The sequence below is a fragment of the Pseudorhodoplanes sp. genome, from assembly GCF_059499825.1.
In genome coordinates, this window is the sequence record NZ_JCABZI010000005.1 from 109,171 (window position 1) to 129,580 (window position 20,410).

The following is a 20,410-nucleotide window of genomic DNA, read 5'->3' on the forward strand; positions in this document are numbered from 1 at the left end:
GAAACGCGCTATTTGGAGAACTTCTTCAGATAAGCGATCACGTCCTTGCGCTCCTGCTCGCTCGGGAGCTTGAACGCCATTTTCGTCGAACCCTTGGCGAGATCAGGCTTTCCCTTTTGCGTCAGGAAGTCTTTCAGAAACGCATTCGGATCGGGCAGATAGGCGAAGATTGTCTCCTCGTTCCAGACAAGCCCGGCTTCACCCGCTGCCTTGTTCAGCGGCGAATAGGCGAAGCCTGGGACGGTGCCCGCCTGACGGCCGACGATCCCGTTCTGCTCAGGACCGACCGCGTTTTTCGCACCCTCGCCGATGCGATGGCAGGTCATGCATTTCTTGAAGACCTTTTCACCGGCATCCGCGTCCTGCGCGGATGCGTTCTGGCCGAACGGGACAACCGCAATCGTGGCGGCGAAAATTGCGAGGTGACGATATTTCATTGGGCTTCTTCCTGACGCTGTGGACATTTCCTCGGATAACCGCGTGGGATCATCCTTTTGTTCCATAGACTTTACGACAATATAGTCAATTATGACTGTCATCCGGGGTCAAGTGCGGCTGGCAGACTAGAAAAAGCCTTTAAAAACCAGTGAAGTAGCAATACAATCAGCTGCGTAGCGACAGACCTGCACGGCTGAAAACCGGCTTGATTCCTTGGCAGGACGGAATTGCGAGCCAAGTAAACGAGTGCTCGCCGAAATAACCGGTTGCAATGCCGGTGTAATTGTTGACTGACACTTGGAAATGCGGCCAAAGGGGTCGCGGACGCCCTGTCACACCGGGTGCGGCGCCAATACTGGCGACGCACGTCCGGGCCATAGGCAGACGTCATCGGCTGATGATCGGACACGACAGGAATGAGCAATATCAATATCGCTCAACCGGACGTGACTTTGCTCCTGGACCTCGATGGGGTCATCCGGGAGGCAACACTGTCCCGTTCGCTATCCGATGAAGGCATCGAGGGCTGGCTGGGCAAGCCTTGGAACGACACGGTGGTCGATTCCGGAGGCGAGAAGGTCCGGCGCATGCTGACCGACGCACGCGAGCAAGGCGTCTCCGCCTTCCGCCAGGTGACGCAGCGCTTCCCGAGCGGTCTCGAATTGCCGATGGAATACACCACCGTGCTGCTCGGCGGCCGCGCCGGGCTGCTTGCGGTTGGCAAGAACCTCCAGGCCGTTGCCGAACTGCAAGCCCGACTGATCGCCGCACAGCAGGCGATGGAGCGCGACTATTGGAAGATGCGCGAGGTCGAGACCCGGTATCGGCTGCTTTTCGACACCTCAAACGAACCCGTCGTCCTGTTGCGCACGAGCGACCTGCGGATCCTGCAGGCCAATCCTGCGGCACTGGCCGCACTGAATATGAAGGCTGCCCCGGATGCAGGCGTCCGGAGCTTCGTACAGGACGTCACGGCCGAAGATCGTGACGTCTTCCAATCGATGGCGTTGCGCGCGCGCGAGCATGGGAAGGCGCCGGGCATTCTGATCCACCTCGGCAACGACAAGAAGCCGTGGTTGGTTCGCGCATCGCTGATGTCGCCGGAACCGAATTCGGTGATGATGCTGCAGCTTTCCCCCGGCTGGGCGGGGCAAGCCGGCGTCGTGGTCGACCAGGATTCGATCTCGATCGACGATCTGATCGAGCGGTTGCCGGACGGATTCGTCGTGCTCGATCCTGACGGCGTGATCCGACGCGCCAACCGCGCATTCCTCGATCTCGTGGAAACGGGCGCGAAGGGATCGGTGATCGGCGAACGACTGACCCGGTGGCTGTCGCGACCGGGCGCGGACCTTGCCGTCCTCCTCGCCAATGTCGAACGCTATCGTTTCGTGCGGATGTTCACGACCACGATACAGGGCGACCTCGGCACCACCACTGAGGTGGAGATCTCGGCTGCCGGCAACGACGATACGTCGCCGCACTTCATCGGAGTCCTCATTCGTGACGTCGGACGCCGCATCGGAACACCGGGCGACGACAAGAATTTGCGCAATGCGCTGGGCGCCATGGCGGAACGGATCGGCAAAACCCCGTTGCGGTCGCTGGTCAAGGATACCGTCGGCGTGGTCGAGCGGCATTATGTGGCCTCCGCGCTCGAACTCGCAAACGACAACCGCACTGTCGCGGCCGAGCTATTGGGATTGAGCCGGCAGAGCCTCTATGCGAAGCTCAATCGTTACGGCCTGGATGGCGGATCCGAAAAGGCCGACGGAGGAAAGTGAAAGCCACAACGCGGGAGAATTCCGGGGTGGTCTCTCGTACGTTATCGTCACCAGCCTTTGGACAGGCCGACCTGTCCAATTGTGAACGCGAACAAATTCAACTTGCAGGATCGATTCAACCGCATGGCGCGTTGATCGTGGTGCGTGAGCCGGATTTTGTCGTCGTCCAGGCAAGCGCGAATACTGCCGAATTCCTGAACCTTTCCGGCAATATCATCGGCCGCAGACTTGAGGAGTTTGGCGGCAACCTTGTCAGCCGGATCGAGCCGGTCCTGAAGGATTCGCTGCGGACCATTCCCGTTGCGGTCCGCTGCACGGCGTCCAATCCCGCCACCGAATATGATGTCCTGCTGCATCGTCCTCCGGGCGAAGGACTCGTCATCGAATTCGAGCGCACCTCTCCTTCGACCGATCTGTCGACGGCGATCGGCACGGCGCTGAAAACCATCATTTCGGCGTCGTCGCTGCGCACGCTCTGCGAAGAAACCGCCAGCATCTTCAAGGAATTCACCGGTTACGACCGCGTCATGGTCTACCGGTTCGACGACGAGGGACACGGAGAGGTTTTCTCGGAGCGGCGCGAGCCGCACCTGGAGGCTTATCTCGGCAACCGCTATCCCGCCTCCGACATTCCGCAGATCGCGCGCAGGCTGTACGAACGCAATCGCGTGCGCGTCCTGGTCGATGTCGAATACGCCCCGATCCCGATACTGCCGCGGCAAAGTCCGTTCGACGACCGCGATCTCGACATGTCGCTGTGCTGGCTGCGCAGCATGTCGCCGATCCACATCCAGTACCTGAAGAATATGGGCGTCAGGGCGACACTCGTCGCTTCGATCATGGTCGGCGGCAAGCTGTGGGGGCTGGTCGCCTGTCACCATTACTCACCCCGTTCGATGTCGTTCGAGATGCGCGCCGCCTGCGAATTGCTGGGCGAAACCATCGGCACCCGGATTGCCGCACTCGAAAGCTTCGCCCAGGCGCAGGCCGAATTGTCGGTTCGCCGCCTTGAACAGCGGATGATAGAGGCAATCTCCCGCGACGGCGACTGGCGGGTGGCGCTGTTCGACAATTCTCAATCGCTGCTGCAACCGTTGGCCGCAAGCGGCGCTGCGCTTCTGTTCGAAGGCCAGATCCTGTCGACGGGCGAAGTTCCCGGAACACTGCAGTTGCGGGAGATCGCTGCCTGGCTCGATCAGATGGAGCGCGTACCGGTCTTCTCCACCGCGGCGCTCGGCTTCGACGAGCCGGATTTTGCGCCGCTGGTTTCGGTCGCAGCCGGCATCGTCGCGACACCGGTCTCCAGCACGCCAGGCGAATATCTGATCTGGTTTCGCCCGGAACGGATTCGCCTCATCACCTGGGGCGGCGACCCGCTGAAGCCCGTCCTGGTCGGCGACGACCCGTCGCAATTGTCGCCACGGCGATCCTTCGCGCAATGGCATCAGCTGGTCGAAGGAAAATGCGAACCGTGGAGCGCGGCCGATCTGACCGCCGCGCGGCTGATCGGCGAAACGGTCACGGACGTCGTTTTGCAGTTCCGTTCGGTGCGCCTGCTGATCGCACAGGATCAATTCGCCCATGTGACAAAGCAGGTGCAGATTTCCGACCTGCCAGTGGTCATCGCCGATGCAAAGGGACGAATCCTTCTCCACAACCGCGCGTTCGCAGCGCTGCTGCCGCAGACGCGGCAGACCTATGAATTTGTCGACGACTTGGCCGTGTTTTTCGATGCAGCGTCGGACGCGCGCCGGCGCCTGAAGGATCTCGTGGAATTGCGCCGCACATGGCGCGGCGAGGTGACGCTGTTGCGTTCCGGACTTGAGCCGCATTCATTTCTGGTACGCGGCGATCCGGTCTTTTCGTCGCCGGACCGCATCCTGGGCTTCGTGCTTCTGTTCACGGATATCGCCGACCGCAAGGCAGCGGAAGCCGCCGGCCGCCGCTTCCAGGAGGTCATCTACGACCGTCATCGCGGCAAGATTTCCGGCAAGGACAGCAGCGCCGACCTCCTCTATCAGCAGCTGCTGGCTTCGGTGGTCGAGAACGCGCAGCTCGCGGCGCTGGAAATCACAGACGGCATGGACAATACGCGTATGCTGCAGATGCTGGAAAGTGTCCGCAGTTCGGTCGATCGCGCCGCCGAAGTCCTGGATCACCTGATCTGGCACGCCACCCGCGACGACAAATAATCCGCGGGATTTTCAGAACTCAGCCTGCCGCAACCTGTCCGGCTTGTCTCTGCACCTCGCGCGAGACGACGATATTGTGCTCGAAGGCGGTCATTGCCTCGATCACCAGCATGTGCGGATCATCGGTCACGCGACCGGCGCGATCAAGCGCGTCGCGCAGTCTGGCTTTGAGTACGTGCGCTTCGATATCGGGAAACTCGTAGACCGTCAGCGCGGCCGCCGGCAGCGACAGTGATTTCCCAAGAAGCTTCTTGAGGACCTGACCACCGCTCAGGTCGCCGAGGTAACGAACATAGGCGTGAGACACGAGCCGCAGACCATCGCCGGCCGCCGCCTCGCTGATTGCGGCGGCATACGAAATCCCCGACCTGAGCAACGGCAGAGAGCGTTCCCAATCTACGCCCCCGATGGCTTGCAGATCGGTTCGCAGGCGATCGGACCGACGCAGCGCGCGGTGCGCGAAAACGCCGAGGACCGGATGCGCCCGCCGGGCGGACAATTCTGCCTCGAGACGTTCGTAGGCAGGCAGAAGGTTGCGCAGCAATAGAGCGTAGCCGAAGCGGTCGCACTTTTTTTGCAGGATATCCGCGATAGTCCCGCTGCGTTCGGCTACCGCGTGCAGCCGCTTCGTCCGCTCTCGCAGCATGTCCGACAATGGCCGCTCTTCCGTATCGTCAGAGCGGCTCAACGAGGCCTTGGTGAACCCCATGGGGCAGATCAGCCGTTGGTTAAAGTCTCCGCCAGCCAGATCCGCCCCATGGTTCTGGAACGACACGTCCGCATAGCGATCGTGCCGATGTTGTTCCAGGTCCGTCATTAGCGCACTGCCAGTCCGTGTTTCACGCCCCATTCGAACCAGTTGTCAACCGCCGTTCCCGACAAAAGAATACCGATGCCGCCGGTGAGTGTGCACAGCGTTGCAAACCACCAGGCCCAGCGATGGATCGATTCAACAGTGGCGTTGAAGCCCATGGTCCAGCGCCAGAACAGGGCAGCGCGCTCGGCCGCAGTTCCACGATCGACGATCTGCTCGATCTCGCGCTCGCCGCCGTAGCGTGTGACCGCGAGAATGGTCGCGCCGTGCATGGCAAACAGCAGGGCCGAGCCATACAGGAAGGCAATCGAGAGCATATGGAATGGATTGTAGAACAGATTGCCGTGATTGATGGAGAAGTTGTTGGTCCAGTCGAGATGCGGGAAGATGCCGAACGGCACGCCCTCGCTCCAGCTTCCCATCAACAGCGGCCGGATGAAGCCGAGCGTAAGATAGAGGAAGATCGCCGAAGCGAATGCCCAGGCGACATGCGTGCCCATACCAAGCGTACGTGCCCGGACATACACCCGCACCCACCAAAGCAATATCGAGGTGGTGAGAAAGAACCCTGCAATCAGCCACCAGCCGCCCTCAGTCAGTGGTGGCAAAATTGTAAGACCGTGTTGCGGCAGCGGGGGCTCGAGCGCGAGCCACGGCAATTGCCGCATGAACTCGATCGGACTCCAGTTCACCTTGGCCATCATATTGAGGCCGATGATCTCGATGGCGATGAAGCCGAAGAACAGCGACGCTATGCCGGTCCAGCCGATGTAATAGGGACCGACCTGGGCGTCGCCGATCTTGCCGAGCCAGTAGGAAAACCCGCCGCCCTGCCGCACGAAGGGCCCGACCGCGACCGGCACGCCCTCATAGAGCGGGGACCGCACCTGCACGGCAGTGAAGATATTCTGATATTCAGCCATGACACGCTCCCTCGCTTACCGTGACGACCAGATCGGCATGTTGCGCCACCATTCCCACCAGGTGACCCATTGCTCGCCTTCGGGCCATAGCCAGCTCGGCCCGCTGATCACGATGCAGATCGCGCTCCAGAAGCCGGCGGACAAGGCGAGGAACAATCCGAGCCTGTGAATGCCGAGCGTACCGATCGACCATCCGATGGTGTCGCGGAAAAAGGTGTTCTCGTGCTCGGCGCTCTTTACGATCTCGCCCGGCTTCGGGTTGGTCGCCGACAAAACCAACGCCCCATGCAGCGCCAGCGCGAGACACGTCGTGAAGAAGAACGTGATCGCGATCATGTGCGCTGGATTGTAATGGAAGTTGCCGTACTGGTAGCCCGTGTTCGAGACCCAATCGAGGTGGCTCATGATTCCGTACGGGAACCCGTAGGACCAGGAGCCCATCAGGATTGGCCGCACCACCACCAGCGTGAAATAGGCGAAGATTGCGACGCTGAAGGCGAACGGGACATGATAGCCGATCCCGAGCTTGCGGCAGATCTCGACCTCACGCAGCGCCCATGAGCCGAATGCGCCGAGCGCGCAGATCGTGACGATCTGCCATATCCCGCCATCCTTGAGCGGCGCGAATGCCAGTCCGTATTCCGCCGGTGGCGGATTGATACTGATCAGCCAGATGTTCCAGGTCGGCCCGAGCGCCGCGCCATACATGATCAGCGCTACACCGACGAAGGTGAAGAAGATCGTGGTGACGCCGAAGAAGCCGACATAAAACGGCCCGACCCAGAAATCGAATAGGTCCCCGCCGATCAGCGTACCGCCACGTACGCGGTACTTTCGTTCAAAGCTGAGCATGGCCATAGTCCCGACCCTCCATCACGCAGCGCGCGCCCCGCGCGCTGCCAGCATGCCTTGCCGTCGGCGGACGGGGCACGGGTGTTGCCCGCGCCTCGTCCGCCAGTCTCGACTGCCTTCAACCGTGCAGTGTCGTCTCGATCGATACCTTTGCTGCCGGGGCGCGAGGCCCCTCCAGCCAGTTGAACCGGTTCGTGCTGAGCAGGATGAAATGAATCACCAGCGCCAGCGCGAACAGGAAGGTAAACAACGCAATCAGGGTTCTCCGCGGATCGAAGAGAAGCCACATCTTCCACATTGTTTATCCTCCTATGACACGAACGGGATCAGGGAGCTCACCGTCTGTCCGGCGCCTTCAAGGAAGGCGTAACCTTTCGGTCCCGGGAGCCACGGACGCCACTGCCAAACCAGGAAGTGGGCGATCGCGCAGATCACGACGAAGGCGATGAAGCTGGTCAGGAAGATCGAGTGGAATTCTCGCGCTTCCTGTTCCGTCAGTCCCGAGAGAGAGCCGCCCCTAGAGTCAGCCATGTTTTTACTCTCCGGTTGGCCTTGCGGCCGTTACCGCGCAAGTCCCGCGCGGCAAGGATTGCCGAGGCGGTTGCCCGCCACGACAGCTTTCCGCCCGGTGTGACCCGGACGAAAACTCGTTGGATGACGCCGCGTCAGCGTCGCCACCCGCATCTCCCGGTCAGACTGCGTCCGGAACCCCGGACCTCCTCGTGCAGCCTCTCCTGGTCTACCTCGGCGCCAGAAAGCGCCACCGATACCACCTAACCCATGAACGCCATCGGCACGATCTTGTTGGTCGTCGCGCGCGCCTCGCAAAGAATGCTGCGCCGAGGCGCCTCACTCGTCCGGCGCGCATACCAGCGCCACGGCATCAACCGCGACATTGCGATCGACGTAACGAATATGGAGAACAGCACGGCGTGCAGCAGCCGGTATTCGATCTCGCCATGCCGCCAGCGACTCACTCCGGCATGTCGCGTATCTGTTTCCAGAGCCATGGACCGCCCTCCCGTTTCCTTCACGCCGCTTCGTTCGACATCAGCGCCACACGCGCACGCGCGACGCTTGCAACCGTGACCATCTCGTAACCGTTTCGCCTTGCATCGCGCTCGGCGGCATCGCGCAGTCGTTTCGCCGCCGAGATTCGCACCAGCACCGGGTGAGTATCGACCAGGCGGTCGAATTCGCTCTTGGCGTCGTCGTTCCAGTCCAGCTCCGGCTGCAGGCGCGCGGGTGTCGCGTCGACCTTGTCCAGTTCGGTGCCGAGCGGGATGATGTGGAACAGCGCGTCGAACAGCGCGTTGCAGGATTCCTGCACCAGGTAGGTCGCGCCGGAATAACCCATGAACGGGGTTCCGGTATGCCTGCGAATAATCGCGCCTGGAAACGACGCGGGTATGTAAACGCTGCGGCCGCCGACCTCCGACAGATACATGCGCTCGTTGTAGCTGCCGAACAGGATTAGCGGCGCTTTCTCGTGAACCGCCTTGCGCACCGCATCATTGTCGGTCTTCGCTCCCGCGCATCGCGCGATCGCGAAGTTGCAGGCCATGCCCATCTCCTCCTCGAGGAAATGCCGCACGCCGCGTGCATAGGTTTCGTTCGCAACAATGCCGAAACTCGCGGTGCCATAGAAATCCTGGGTCACCGAGCGCCAAAGGTCCCAAAGCGGCTTGATGGTGGTGTGCTTTTCGCGTGCGATGAACGGCTCAGGATCGAGCCCCAGCAGCTCGCCCAGCGAACGAAGGAACTTCGTCGTCGAATGCAGCCCGATCGGCGCCTGCAGATAAGGACGGTTCAAAGCTTCGCAAAGCAGCCGCCCGAATTCGCGATACATGCAGATATTGACATCGGCGTTGATCAGCCGGGGCACATCCTGCAGATGGCTGCCGAGTGGGAACACCATATTCACCTCGGCACCGATGCCCTCGACCAGTCGCCGGATTTCGGCGAGGTCGGATGGCATATTGAAGGTGCCGTAGATCGGGCCGATGATGTTGACGCGCGGCTTCTCACCGTCCTTGCGCGGCTTGCGGTCCGGAACCTTCTTCAGCCCGTATTCGCTCCACAGCCAGGTCATGGCGCGGTTCGCGCTCTGCCACTGATCCTCGTCAATGGTCCGCGGCAGGAAGCGCTTGATGTTGGTGCCTTCCGGTGTGACGCCGCCGCCGATCATCTCGGCGATCGACCCGGTCACGACCACTGCCGGCAGGTCGGGGTCGAGCACACGGTGCGCGCGTTTCATCGCGCCTTCGGTGCCCTTCTGGCCGAGTTCCTCTTCGCCGAGCCCGGTGACGACGATCGGCAATTCATGCGGTGGCAGCGCATCAGTGTAATGCAGCACCGATGTCACCGGCAGATTCTCGCACCCGACCGGCCCGTCGATGATGACCTGGAGCCCCTTTATCGCCGTAAAGACATAGACGGAGCCCCAGTATCCGCCGGCACGATCATGGTCGAGGATGAGCATCAGATCATCCTCGCGGTCTTGAAGTCGCTGGTGTCGCCGCTGCTGCGCTTCTTGGCCAGCGCGTCCATCTGCTTGCGATAGCGCTCGCGGAATTCCGGTCGCGCGCGCGGCGTCTCCTCCCACACACCGGCATTGTCGCCTATGCCGACGTCACCGAAGAACTCGCGCATCGCATCGAAGCGCGCCTTGTTGCCCAGGGCCGCGTTCACGACCTGCGCCAACGAGCCCGCACCGGCGGGCCCCATCAGCGGACGTGCCGAAATCAGATTGGTGAAGTAAAGCGCCGGGATCGCCATCTCCTTGGCCTTCTGCACGACCGGAGTGGTACCGATGGCAAGATCGGGCTGGAATTCGGCGAGCGCCGCTAGATCCTGCTCGAGCGAAGCGCGATACTGGACGTGGACGCCCCGCGCCTCGAGCCATTCACGGTCGGGGTCCGACCAGCGCGTGCGCGGACAGGCGGTGCCGACATAGCGCAGATCCGCGCCGCTTTCGATTAGCAACCGCCCGACAAGAAGCTCGGAGCCTTCATAACCGGTCAGCGTGACGCGACCTTTCACCGGCGCGCCGGCGAGCGCGCCCTTGATCGCAGGTAATATGCGCGCTTTCGCCTTGTCGATCAGTTCGCGCGAGACGTTGCATGCGGCGCCAACCGCTTCGATCCAGTCTGCCGTGCCATCCTGCCCGACCGGGGCGGAGCCGATGATCGGGCGGCGCGCGGTCTCGAACTCGCGGATCGATGCCGTGTAAAACGGATGGATGGCAGCGACAGCCGCGCAATCGAGCGCGGCATAAAACTCGCGCCATTCGCGCGTCGGCACCACCGGTCCGGCGGCGAGGCCCATCGGCTCCAGCATCATGCCGATGCCGACCGGATCGGCCGGGAACATCTCGCCGAGGAGCGTGATCGTTGGCCGTCCGCTCCGGCCCGCACGTGGCGCCTGGACGGGACCCTGCTCGATCTCTTCGCGCGCATATTTCAGCATTGCGGCCGCAAGCACATCCTTTGCTTCGGCATGGGTCGGCACGCCGAATCCCGGCACGTCGATACCGATGATGCGAACGCCGTTGATTTCCTTCGGCAGCAGCCGCAGCGGCACGCCCGATGCCGCCGGCACGCAGAGATTGGTAATGACAATGGTGTCGTAGTCTTCCGGCTTCGCAAGCTTGAAGACGGCCTCGCGAATGTCCTCGAAAAGCTTGCCGGTCACCAGCGTTTCCGAATTGAACGGCACGTAGCCAACGGTGCGGCGCGCCCCATAAAAATGTGAGGTGAAGGTCAACCCATAGACGCAGCAGGCCGAGCCGGAGAGGACCGTCGCCGTGCGCCGCATCCGCAAGCCGACGCGCAGCGATCCGAAGGCCGGACACATGCTTTGAGGCTGATCATGCGGACCCTGGGGATAGTCGGCCGCATAGCGCTCGAGCGTCTCGCTCAGTCCCGCAGCCGCCGCGGCGTTGCGCATCTCAGCCTTGCCGGCGTGACACCCGACGCCCGTTGCATTGATTTCGGCCGGATCTAGCAGAACGCCTGATTTTGCGAGTTCGACAAGATTCGGCTCGTTCTCGATCCGCGCAGTCATGTCGCAGGCGACTTCGTTGGTCGCTGCTGCGGCATCCCGGACGAGTTCCTGCAAAGCGGTCATTGCTGTTTGCCTTGCATCCTCAAACCGTGTCGTAGACGACTTCGAGCGACGGACGCTCGACGATCGTGCCGCCGCACATGTCGGCCATGGATGCCGGCTGGAGCACGACTCCGCGACCGACGACATCGCCCTTGAAGAGGGCGAGCAATCCGTCCTGCGTCAGCGGTGTTGGCCGTACGGGCGGCGCAACGGCCACGCTTTCGGCGAGCCCCTCGAACAGTGGGGCCCAGCGCTCGCCAGGTCTTCCGATGATCTCGTAATTGGCGCTCTTGCGGCGGATGTCGTCATCGGCCGGGATCGCAGCGAGGATCGGGATGCCGGCGGCTTCGGCGAATGCAGCCGCCTCTCCGGTCCCATCGTCCTTGTTGACGACCATGCCGGCGACACCGACATTCCCGCCGAGCTTGCGGAAGTATTCCACCGCCGAGCAGACATTGTTGGCGACGTAGAGCGATTGCAAATCATTGGAGCCGACGACAATCACCTTCTGGCACATGTCGCGTGCGATCGGCAGACCGAAGCCGCCGCAGACCACGTCGCCAAGGAAGTCCAGCAGCACGTAGTCGAAGCCCCATTCGTGGAAGCCGAGCTTCTCCAGGAGTTCGAAGCCGTGAATGATGCCGCGCCCGCCGCAGCCGCGCCCGACTTCCGGGCCGCCCAGTTCCATCGCGAACACGCCGTCGCGTTTGAAACAGACGTCGCCGATCGCAACCTCGTCGCCGGCAAGCTTCTTCTTGGCCGATGTCTCGATGATGGTCGGGCATGCGCGCCCGCCGAACAGAAGCGAAGTGGTATCGCTCTTCGGATCGCATCCGATCAGAAGGACGCGCTTGCCCTGCTGCGCCATCATGTAGGACAGGTTCGCCAGCGTGAAGCTCTTGCCGATCCCGCCTTTGCCGTAGATCGCGATGACCTGCGTTTCCTTGGTCACCGTGCCCGCATGGACGGGATCGGGCGAAACCGAAGCCTCCACCCGCAGCTGCGCAGTCATCGTCGGCGCATTCATCAGCGGGCTCTCCAGTCGAGGATCATTTTGAGGCAGGCCGGATCTTCGAATGCGTCGCGATAGGCGTGCGAGGCATCCTCGGCGCTGCGGCGATGGGAGATCAGGCCGTCGAGTGAGAGCCTGCCGGCATCGAGATATTTCAGGACCGCTGCGAGGTCGTCGCCTCGCCATTCCGCGGCCACCCGGATACGCGCTTCGCGCATGAATGCGGCCGGAAACGAGAAGCTGAGCGGCGCATCGTAGAACCCCGCCAGCACAACCTCGCCGCCCGGCGCCAACCGTGCGATCAGTTGATCGAGCAGCGCGCTGTCGCCGCTGACATCGTAGATCGCCCGATAGTCGCGCCGCGTGTCATCTTCAGGTGCGATCACGCGATAGCCGTCGGCGCCGGTCCGGCGGTCGGCACGCGACTCCCACACGGTTGGGGTCTCACCGCCGGCCACTAGGCAGAGCCTGGCGAGGAGACGTCCAAGCACCCCGTGACCGACGATGAGATCTGGTGCAGGCCCGGCGCCCAGCGCGTGTTGCGCGGTCGCGGCCAATGCGAGGAGAACGGCCTTCTCGCCCCATCGCTCATCGACGGGCGTGGCTCGCTGTCCAGGCACGACAATCCGGGAGGCAGCGCCGCCGAACAGGCCGCGCACATCCTTGAAACATTTGGCGCCAGGAACGAAGACCCGCTGGCCGACATGAATTCCTGAATTCGCGCCGGCAGATGAAACGCGGCCGACCGATTCGTAACCAGGCACGAGGGGATATCCCATTCCCGGAAACGGGGGCATGCGGCCGGACCAGAACAATCGCTCGGTGCCGGTGCTGATGCCGCTCCATTCGACCTCGACCACGATGTCGGTCTCCGCCGGGGGCAAGAGATCAACCCGACTGAGCTGGAGTTTCTCAGGTTCGCTCAGGACGACCGCAATCGTGTCCATCCGCAGGCTCCCGGCCTTATGGCCCAGGGGAATTTGTGACTGTAAGTCTAGAGTGACGTTTTAAAGTGTCAATCATTATTTACACATTATCGACAAGCGGTCATGACACCGGTCAGTAGCGGGCGTCGTGTGCGGTGTTGCCGGATACGTCTGAAGCCCGCTTTCGAAAGCATGTCGGAAAGTTCCTTGGCGGTACGCGGGCGCCCCTGCCCCATCGCCAGCAGGTAAAATCCGAAATAGCCGTCGCCCATCGACTCGGCCCCGGACGTGCCGGCCAGCGGCTCGGCGATGAGAATCACACCGTCATCGGGCAAGGCATCGCGGACCGCGCGCAACGCCTGCATCACCGCGGCGTCGTCGTGATCGTGCAGCACGCGAACGAGCGATATGACATCGGCTTCGCGCGGCAAGGGATCGGAGAGAAAGCTTCCGCCAAACGCTTCCGCGCGATCGCGGAAACCCTCCCGCTCGAAGCACGCTTGCGCGCGGCTAGCGACCGCCGGAAGGTCGAAGAGCCGGACCCGCAAACCCGGATAGCGAGCGGCGGCAGCGGCAACAAAAGCCCCCTCGCCGCCGCCGACATCCAGCAGGCAGCGGTGGGTTCGCAACGAATACGCAGAGAGGATATCGTCAGAAATCAGGGCCTGGGATTCCGCCATCAACGCGCTGTAGGGTGCCACATCGCCGGCATCGAGATCGTTGTTGCGATCTTTGTCGGCATACCCCCAGTAGCGAGACAATTCGGTTTTCACCTCGCCGCGCAACAGCGCGACCGGATCGCCCAGATCGCGATAGAGCATGGCATGATGCCGGATCATCGCCCCGATCGCGGGATTGCCGTTGAATGCCGCACCCAGCATGCCGAGGCCGAATCGGTCGCCGCTGCGGCGTTCGACCAGCCGCAGCGCTGCCGCGGCACGCAGGAGACGCATCGCGGCCTCTTCGGGAAGGCCTATCCGCAATGCCAGCTCCCGTGCCGGCAGCGGACCGTTTCTCAGGATCTCGAACAGCCGGAGCTCGACGCAAGCGGACAGGATTTGCGAATACACAAAGCCCGCGCACAGATCGAACAAGGTGTTCGCTTCGCGATTGGCGATCCGCCGCGCGATCGGCAGGGAGCTACAAAGCCGCTGAAAATAAGGACTTTCGAGACATCTGTCGCGCAGCGCATACAGGCGATCCGAAACCGACAAGCGGCTTTCGACGCCACCGGACGTACCGGCGGCGCCATGACGGGTGACCTTGGCGGTCACGCTGCGTGCCGGGCGAGGCTCTTCGGCACCAGGCGCTTGGCTTCAAGCATGATCAGCGCGCGCAGATCGCCGGCACCCGGGCAAGCCGGAATCGACGCAATCGAACGCGCGACCAGTTGTTCGAGCCGCGACATTGCGCCTTCGACACCGAGTTCGCGGGTTGCGCTCGGGCGGCCCAGCGCGAGATCGCGACCGATCGGCTTTCCGAACTCGTCGGGCTCGGCGACGGCGTCGCTCAGATCGTCGGCAACCTGATAGGCTTCGCCCAGCGTCTCGCCAAGCTCCCGCCACTGATGCGGATCGCCTCCCGCCGCAGCCGCACCGGCACAGGTCGAAGCGGCGAACAGCGATCCGGTCTTGGCACGATGATAATGCGCGAGATCCACCTTCGGCTCGCATTCCCACGCCTGCCCGGCGACGATACCGCCCGGCGCACCGACGGCGCGCGCAACGATCGTCAGCAACGCAGTCATGCGCTGCGGTGTGAAGGACAACCGCGCCAGATTCTCAAAGGCCAGCACGATCAGTGCGTCACCCGCGAGCACCGCAAGCGGTTCGCCATACACGCGGTGCACGGTGGGAAAACCGCGCCGCGTATCGGCATCGTCGAAGCATGGCAGATCGTCGTGAACCAGGGACGCGCAATGCAGCAATTCGATCGAGGCCGCGGCAATATCGGTGGCTATCGGGTTGTCGTCGCCGCATGCGGCAGCGACCGCAAGGCACAGGCGCGGCCGCACGCGAGCCCCCTTCGGAAAGACCGAATGCTGCATCGCTGCCATAAGCTTGGGTGGACAGGAGGGACCATCGGCCCGCTGGAGGGCGCTGGTCAGGGCAGTTTCAATCCGGCTGACGGCATCCATGGCGATGCTCCTTCGCGGCTGCTGTGTAATCTTTAATTGTCACTTTAAAATGTCAAGTTATAATTACATTCGCGAGGTTGACAGCATGGCGACGGAGAAGGTGGCAGTCATCGGCGCCGGGATCGGCGGTCTTGCCGCGGCACTGGACCTGGCCAACCGGGGCCTGCAGGTCACGGTGTTCGAGCGCAGTTCGGCGCCGGGCGGCAAGCTGCGCGCAGCGATGTTCGGCGATGTTCCGGTGGATGCAGGGCCGACCGTCTTCACCTTGCGGCATGTCTTCGAAGAGATGTTCGCGGACGCCGGTGCGGCGCTTTCCGATCACGTCACGCTGCGGCCGCTCGATATTCTGGCCAGACACGCCTGGTCGGACGGTTGTTCGCTCGATCTGTCGGCAGACATTCTGCAATCGTCGGCGAATATCGGGGAATTAGTAGGCGCCGCCGAAGCGCGCCGCTTCCTCGCCTTCTGCGAACGGGCCCGGCAGATTTTCCACACACTCGACCGCACCTTTATGCGCGCGCAGCGTCCCTCGCCGTTCGGACTGGTGACGGCGTCGGGTGCGAGCGGCCTGCCGCAGCTGATGCGCATCTCGCCCTTCACCACCCTGTGGCAGGAACTCGGCAAATACTTTCACGACCCGCGGCTGCGTCAGCTGTTCGGGCGCTATGCGACCTATTGCGGCTCGTCCCCGTTTCATGCGCCGGCGACGCTGATGCTGGTCGCGCATGCAGAGCAGGATGGCGTATGGAGCGTCGAGGGTGGCATGCATCGGCTCGCGCAGGCGGTTGCGGCGCTCGCGGAGCGCAAGGGCGTGCGCATTCACTACAATTGCGGCGTCCGCGACATTACCGCAGCCCATGGCCGGGTGTCCGGGATCACGCTCGAAAACGACGAGTGGCATCCGGCAGATGCCGTCGTATTCAACGGGGATGCCGCGGCGATTGCCGATGGCCATCTGGGTAAGGACATCGCACGCGCAGTGCCGCAAATCGACAAACGTCATCGCTCGCTGTCAGCCGTCACCTGGACCGGACTGTTCGAAACCCGTGGCTTCCCGCTGACGCGGCACAATGTCTTCTTCTCCGGCGATTACCGCGCCGAGTTCGACGACATTTTCGTGCACCGGCGCGTGCCTGCCGATCCAACGGTCTATGTCTGCGCGCAGGACCGCGACGATGCCGGTGCGAAAGACGCAGGTCCGGAGCGGCTTCTCATTCTGATCAACGCTCCGCCTACCGGCGACCGCGCGTCAAACCTGGAGATCGAGTCATGCCGCGATCGGACCTTCCTTCGCCTGGAGCAATGCGGACTGACCGTTTCGACGTCGCCGACGGCAATGCGAGTCACGACGCCGCAGGATTTCGACTGGGATTATCCGGCGACGGGCGGAGCACTCTACGGCCAGGCGTCGCACGGCTGGATGGCGTCGTTCCGCCGGCCGGGAGCACGCAGCCGGATCCCGGGGCTTTACCTCGCGGGCGGCAGCGTGCATCCGGGACCGGGCGTGCCGATGGCGGCGATCTCGGGGAGACTGGCAGCGCAAGCCTTGATGCAGGATCTCAGTTCAGCCAGCCGGTCCCGCACAACGGCTATGCGTGGTGGTATGTCGATGGCCTGAGCGACGATGGCCGCTATGGACTGACGGTGATCGCATTCATCGGCAGCGTGTTCTCGCCCTATTATGCGCGCGCGCGGCGGCGTGGCGACACCGACCCCGTGGACTATTGCGCGATCAATGCCGTTCTCTACAGTCCGCGCGGCAAGCGATGGGCGATGACGGAGCGCGACCGCGACGCGCTGTGGCGTTCCGACCGCCACCTGTGCATCGGACGCAGCAACGTCACCGATGACGGCAACGAACTTGCGATCCGGATCGACGAAACATGCGTGCCGATTCCGTTTCGGCTGCGCGGCTCGATTCGGCTGCGGCCGGACATCCTGGGACACCAGGATTACCGTATCGACCCAGCCGGCCGGCATGTCTGGCGACCGGTAATGCCGTCGGCGCGTATCGAGGTCGACATGTCCGACCCGGACGTGTCCTGGACCGGGCATGGTTACTTCGATCACAATCGCGGCGCAGCGCCGCTTGAAAGCGATTTCGCGCGGTGGAACTGGGCCCGCTTTCCGCTGAGCAATGGCAACGCCATCGTCTATGACACGGTACCCCGGAAAGGACAGCCGGTCTCGCTGGCCTTGCGACACACCCAGGACGGCGTGGAGAGATTCGAGCCGCCAGCTTCCGTCGCCTTGCCGCACACGGCGTGGCGCGTATCCCGCGAGCTGTGCTCGGACTCAGCCGACGACACCACCGCGCGTACGCTGGAAGACACGCCCTTCTATGCGCGATCCGTGGTGACGGCGCGGCTGCTTGGCGAGCGCGCGACCGGCATGCATGAAAGCCTCTCGCTCGATCGCTTCGCATCGCGCTGGGTGCAGGCGATGCTGCCGTTCCGGATGCCGCGGCGAACCGGATGGAAGGGCCGAGGTTAGGACTCGGCCTTCGACTTTTTCGTCGACGCGTCCTTGTACTTCCTGTCGAAATGGCGGCCGGCAAGCTCGACCACGCCAACACCGATCAGAACCAGCAGGACGAAACCCGCCTCAATGAAACCGAGGTAGTTCTCCAACGCACCATCCCGCTATCTTCTACCCCGCCCTTTGCATCTGGGCCCGCCGCTCTCGCTCCAGACGCTCGAACAGGTCGATCACCCAGACTGCGCGATCGCGCACCCGGTACCACGGCGGAGCAGCCTCGCGGCTGATGCCGGTCGGCATCGCATCAAGCAGGAACTGGGTGGCCGGCAACGCGGGGCCGGCGGCATTGCGCGAACTCAACGCGATTGCGGGCAAGCCGAGGAACAGCGCCTCGAGCTTGCGCCGCGGCTGCACCACGGCGCGTTGCGAGACGCTGTCGAACCCCTGTCGCTCGATTTCGCGCCCGATCTCGGCATAAAGAATCCGCGCGGTATGTATCGCGGGCCGGCACGACGCCGGCAACGCGGCAATGGCGGGCGCCGCACGCCGATAGAGGCGGTCCGCATGCGCCAGCACGGCGCGGACCACATCGCCTAGTCCGGACGAAAAGGCCGGCCGTTCGATCATCCGGTCGGGGTCGATGCCGGCGTCACGCAACCATGCCAGGGGCAGATAAACACGGCCCGCGCGCGCATCCTCGCCCACGTCGCGGCAGATATTCGTCAGTTGCATCGCAATGCCGAGATCGGCCGCGCGTGCAAGCGTCGCAGGATCGCAGCGTCCCATGATCAGGGTCATCATCATGCCGACGCAGCCGGCAACGCGCGCGGCATATTGCTCCACCTCTTCGATGGTCTCGTAGCGCCGCGCCTCCGCGTCCCATGCAAAGCCTTCGAGCAAGGCCTCGGGCCAACCGCGTGGAATGGCATGCCGCTCGACAACGGCAGCGAAAGCGCGATCCGCCACCCGGTTCTGGGGGACGCCGCGATAGATGCGATCCAGCCGCTCGCGCAGCAAGGCAACCGCATAGCCGGCTTCCCGGCAACCGGCGCTGTCGATGAGGTCGTCGGCCTCGCGGCAGAACGCATAGAGTTCGGCGGCCGGCGTGCGGAACCGCTCCGGCAGGAGCAGCGAGGCCGCGTGAAACGATCGCGATCCGCCGCGCAGCCGCTCACGGCAATCGTCGATGTCGGACGGCGTTATCGGTCTAGCGTTCGGCAAAAACCATGGCATCGGGCACCACCGTGTCGAGTATGCGTGCGGAAGAAAGGACGCCGGGCAGCCCCGCTCCGGGATGCGTGCCGGCGCCGACGAGATAGAGATGGTCGATGTCTTCGCTCTTGTTATGCGGACGGAACCACGCGCTCTGTGTCAGCACTGGCTCGAGCCCGAAGGCCGCACCGCGGAACGATGACAGGCGATCCTGAAAATCCTGCGGGGTCAGCAGGCGCGAGGTGACAATTTCGCTCTGCAGACCCGGCAGGAGCGTTTCGCCGAGATAGCGGGCGATGCGCGCGCGATAGGGATCCGCGGCTTCGCTCCAGTCGATACCGGCATCGAGATGCGGCACCGGCGACAGGACGTAGAACGCATCGCAGCCGTCCGGTGCAAGCGACGGATCGGTCGCGGTCGGCCGGTGCAGATAGAGGCTGAAGTCGTCGGCAAGGGTCTTGCGATCGAAGATGTCGGACAGCAATTCGCGATAGCGCGGACCCAGCATGATGGTGTGATGCTGCACGTCCGGATATGTACGGCGGGTCCCGAAATACCAGACGAACAGGCTCATCGAATAGCGCGCGCGCTCGATCTTGCGATCGGTCCAGCGCTTGCGGAAACGCGGAGCGACCAGACTGCGATAGGTGGTGGCGGAATCCGCGTTTGAGATCACGATGTCCGACGGCAGGAATGTGCCGTCTGCGAGTTCGACGCCAATTGCGGTACCGTTGTCGACGGCGATCTGGCGGACTGGCGCGTTGCAGCGAACTGTGCCGCCCTGCCCCTCGATCAGCCGCACCATGCCGGCGATCAGTGTTCCCGTGCCGCCCATGGCGAAATGCACGCCGTATTCGCGTTCCAGGAATGCGATCAGGCAATAGATCGACGTGGCGCTGAACGGATTGCCGCCGATCAGCAGCGGATGGAAGCTGAGGACCTGTCGCAATTTCTCGCTGCGGACATGGCGCGCGACCTCGCCATGGACGGAGCGGAAGCATTGCAGCCGCAGCAGATCGGGCAGGATGCGAACCATGTCGGCAATCGATCCGAACGGCACATGGCCGAGCCGCTCGAATCCGGTGCGATAGGTGGCTTCGCTCAGCTTCATGAAGGCGCGATAGCCGTCGAGATCGCCCGGTGCGAGCCGCGTGATCTCGCGCTCCATCGCTTCAATATCGCCCGAGTAATCGAAGCTGTCGCCGTCGTGAAAGCAGATGCGGTAGAATGGCGAGACCGGCCGCAGATCGATGTCGTCGGCAAAACTGCGGCCGCACATCGCCCATAATTCCTCGAACAGGAACGGCGCGGTGACGATGGTCGGTCCGGCGTCGAAGGTGAATCCGTCCTGCCGGTACACGCAGGCGCGGCCGCCGGGCGCGTCGAGCTGCTCCAGCACGGTGACACGATAGCCGCGCGCGCCGAGCCGGATCGCGGCAGCCAGTCCGCCAAAGCCGGAACCGATCACGATGGCATGCGGCCGGCCGTCATGGCCTGTCTCGATTGTCCCGCGATAGCTGGTGATATCGAGCATG

At 63.2% G+C, this 20,410-nt stretch carries 20 protein-coding genes; 4 read left to right on the forward strand and 16 right to left on the reverse strand.

All coding sequences use genetic code 11. The features are described from left to right. Positions 1-8: 8 nt before the first annotated feature. Complete coding sequence (locus tag AC5I5I_RS07610) at positions 9-437, reverse strand: c-type cytochrome (protein WP_495971544.1); 429 nt, start codon at positions 435-437, stop codon at positions 9-11. A gap of 417 nt (positions 438-854) precedes the next feature. Between AC5I5I_RS07610 and ppsR the strand changes: the two genes are divergently transcribed. Further along, positions 855-2,222, forward strand: coding sequence for a transcriptional regulator PpsR (gene ppsR / locus AC5I5I_RS07615; RefSeq protein ID WP_495971546.1), 1,368 nt, complete (start codon positions 855-857; stop codon positions 2,220-2,222). Between the two features lie 26 nt (positions 2,223-2,248). Then, positions 2,249-4,414: a GAF domain-containing protein gene (locus AC5I5I_RS07620; protein ID WP_495972551.1), complete on the forward strand. Its 2,166-nt coding sequence runs from the start codon at positions 2,249-2,251 to the stop codon at positions 4,412-4,414. A gap of 19 nt (positions 4,415-4,433) precedes the next feature. On the opposite strand, the gene AC5I5I_RS07625 is transcribed toward AC5I5I_RS07620, so the two are convergent. From AC5I5I_RS07625 to AC5I5I_RS07680, 12 genes are all read right to left on the reverse strand, one after another. Then, positions 4,434-5,231 carry a biliverdin-producing heme oxygenase gene (locus tag AC5I5I_RS07625; protein WP_495971548.1) on the reverse strand — a complete coding sequence of 266 codons (798 nt, stop codon included), beginning with the start codon at positions 5,229-5,231 and terminating at the stop codon, positions 4,434-4,436. Then, complete coding sequence (pufM, locus tag AC5I5I_RS07630) at positions 5,231-6,151, reverse strand: photosynthetic reaction center subunit M (RefSeq protein WP_495971550.1); 921 nt, start codon at positions 6,149-6,151, stop codon at positions 5,231-5,233. Before pufM ends, AC5I5I_RS07625 begins: the two co-directional genes overlap by 1 nt. A 15-nt stretch (positions 6,152-6,166) precedes the next feature. Then, a complete protein-coding gene (gene pufL, locus AC5I5I_RS07635) occupies positions 6,167-7,009 on the reverse strand; it encodes a photosynthetic reaction center subunit L (protein WP_495971552.1) in 843 nt (280 codons plus the stop codon). Positions 7,010-7,121: 112 nt separating this feature from the next. Beyond that, complete coding sequence (gene pufA / locus AC5I5I_RS07640; protein WP_495971554.1) at positions 7,122-7,301, reverse strand: light-harvesting antenna LH1, alpha subunit; 180 nt, start codon at positions 7,299-7,301, stop codon at positions 7,122-7,124. Positions 7,302-7,312: 11 nt separating this feature from the next. Then, positions 7,313-7,534 (reverse strand): light-harvesting antenna LH1, beta subunit, encoded by a 222-nt coding sequence (gene pufB, locus AC5I5I_RS07645; protein ID WP_495971556.1) that lies wholly within the window; start codon positions 7,532-7,534, stop codon positions 7,313-7,315. A 242-nt stretch (positions 7,535-7,776) separates the two neighbouring features. Next, positions 7,777-8,013, reverse strand: a complete 237-nt coding sequence (locus AC5I5I_RS07650; protein WP_495971558.1) for a hypothetical protein — start codon at positions 8,011-8,013, stop codon at positions 7,777-7,779. A 20-nt stretch (positions 8,014-8,033) separates the two neighbouring features. Continuing rightward, positions 8,034-9,485: a chlorophyllide a reductase subunit Z gene (gene bchZ / locus AC5I5I_RS07655; RefSeq protein ID WP_495971560.1), complete on the reverse strand. Its 1,452-nt coding sequence runs from the start codon at positions 9,483-9,485 to the stop codon at positions 8,034-8,036. Continuing rightward, on the reverse strand, positions 9,485-11,131 hold the full coding sequence (gene bchY, locus AC5I5I_RS07660) for a chlorophyllide a reductase subunit Y (protein ID WP_495971562.1): 1,647 nt from the start codon (positions 11,129-11,131) through the stop codon (positions 9,485-9,487). Before bchY ends, bchZ begins: the two co-directional genes overlap by 1 nt. 19 nt (positions 11,132-11,150) lie before the next feature. Beyond that, positions 11,151-12,137, reverse strand: a complete 987-nt coding sequence (locus AC5I5I_RS07665) for a chlorophyllide a reductase iron protein subunit X (RefSeq protein WP_495971564.1) — start codon at positions 12,135-12,137, stop codon at positions 11,151-11,153. Continuing rightward, positions 12,137-13,069, reverse strand: a complete 933-nt coding sequence (gene bchC, locus AC5I5I_RS07670) for a chlorophyll synthesis pathway protein BchC (RefSeq protein WP_495971566.1) — start codon at positions 13,067-13,069, stop codon at positions 12,137-12,139. Before bchC ends, AC5I5I_RS07665 begins: the two co-directional genes overlap by 1 nt. A gap of 86 nt (positions 13,070-13,155) precedes the next feature. Next, entirely contained in the window at positions 13,156-14,322 is a 1,167-nt protein-coding gene (locus tag AC5I5I_RS07675) for a methyltransferase (protein ID WP_495971568.1), read from the reverse strand. Continuing rightward, entirely contained in the window at positions 14,319-15,185 is an 867-nt protein-coding gene (locus AC5I5I_RS07680; protein ID WP_495971570.1) for a polyprenyl synthetase family protein, read from the reverse strand. Before AC5I5I_RS07680 ends, AC5I5I_RS07675 begins: the two co-directional genes overlap by 4 nt. A gap of 49 nt (positions 15,186-15,234) precedes the next feature. On the opposite strand from AC5I5I_RS07680, the gene crtD reads away from it, so the two are divergent. Then, entirely contained in the window at positions 15,235-16,803 is a 1,569-nt protein-coding gene (gene crtD / locus AC5I5I_RS07685) for a 1-hydroxycarotenoid 3,4-desaturase CrtD (protein ID WP_495971572.1), read from the forward strand. A gap of 26 nt (positions 16,804-16,829) precedes the next feature. Further along, positions 16,830-17,678 (forward strand): hypothetical protein, encoded by an 849-nt coding sequence (locus tag AC5I5I_RS07690; protein ID WP_495971574.1) that lies wholly within the window; start codon positions 16,830-16,832, stop codon positions 17,676-17,678. Here AC5I5I_RS07690 and AC5I5I_RS07695 read toward each other — a convergent pair. Genes AC5I5I_RS07695 through AC5I5I_RS07705 form a run of 3 tightly spaced genes read right to left on the reverse strand, consistent with a single transcriptional unit; the run spans position 17,675 to position 20,409 of the window. After that, positions 17,675-17,815 carry a hypothetical protein gene (locus AC5I5I_RS07695; RefSeq protein ID WP_495971576.1) on the reverse strand — a complete coding sequence of 47 codons (141 nt, stop codon included), beginning with the start codon at positions 17,813-17,815 and terminating at the stop codon, positions 17,675-17,677. The genes AC5I5I_RS07690 and AC5I5I_RS07695 overlap by 4 nt on opposite strands. 19 nt (positions 17,816-17,834) lie before the next feature. Further along, complete coding sequence (locus AC5I5I_RS07700; RefSeq protein ID WP_495971578.1) at positions 17,835-18,896, reverse strand: phytoene/squalene synthase family protein; 1,062 nt, start codon at positions 18,894-18,896, stop codon at positions 17,835-17,837. Next, positions 18,871-20,409, reverse strand: a complete 1,539-nt coding sequence (locus tag AC5I5I_RS07705; protein ID WP_495971580.1) for a phytoene desaturase — start codon at positions 20,407-20,409, stop codon at positions 18,871-18,873. Before AC5I5I_RS07705 ends, AC5I5I_RS07700 begins: the two co-directional genes overlap by 26 nt. Position 20,410 lies beyond the last annotated feature (1 nt).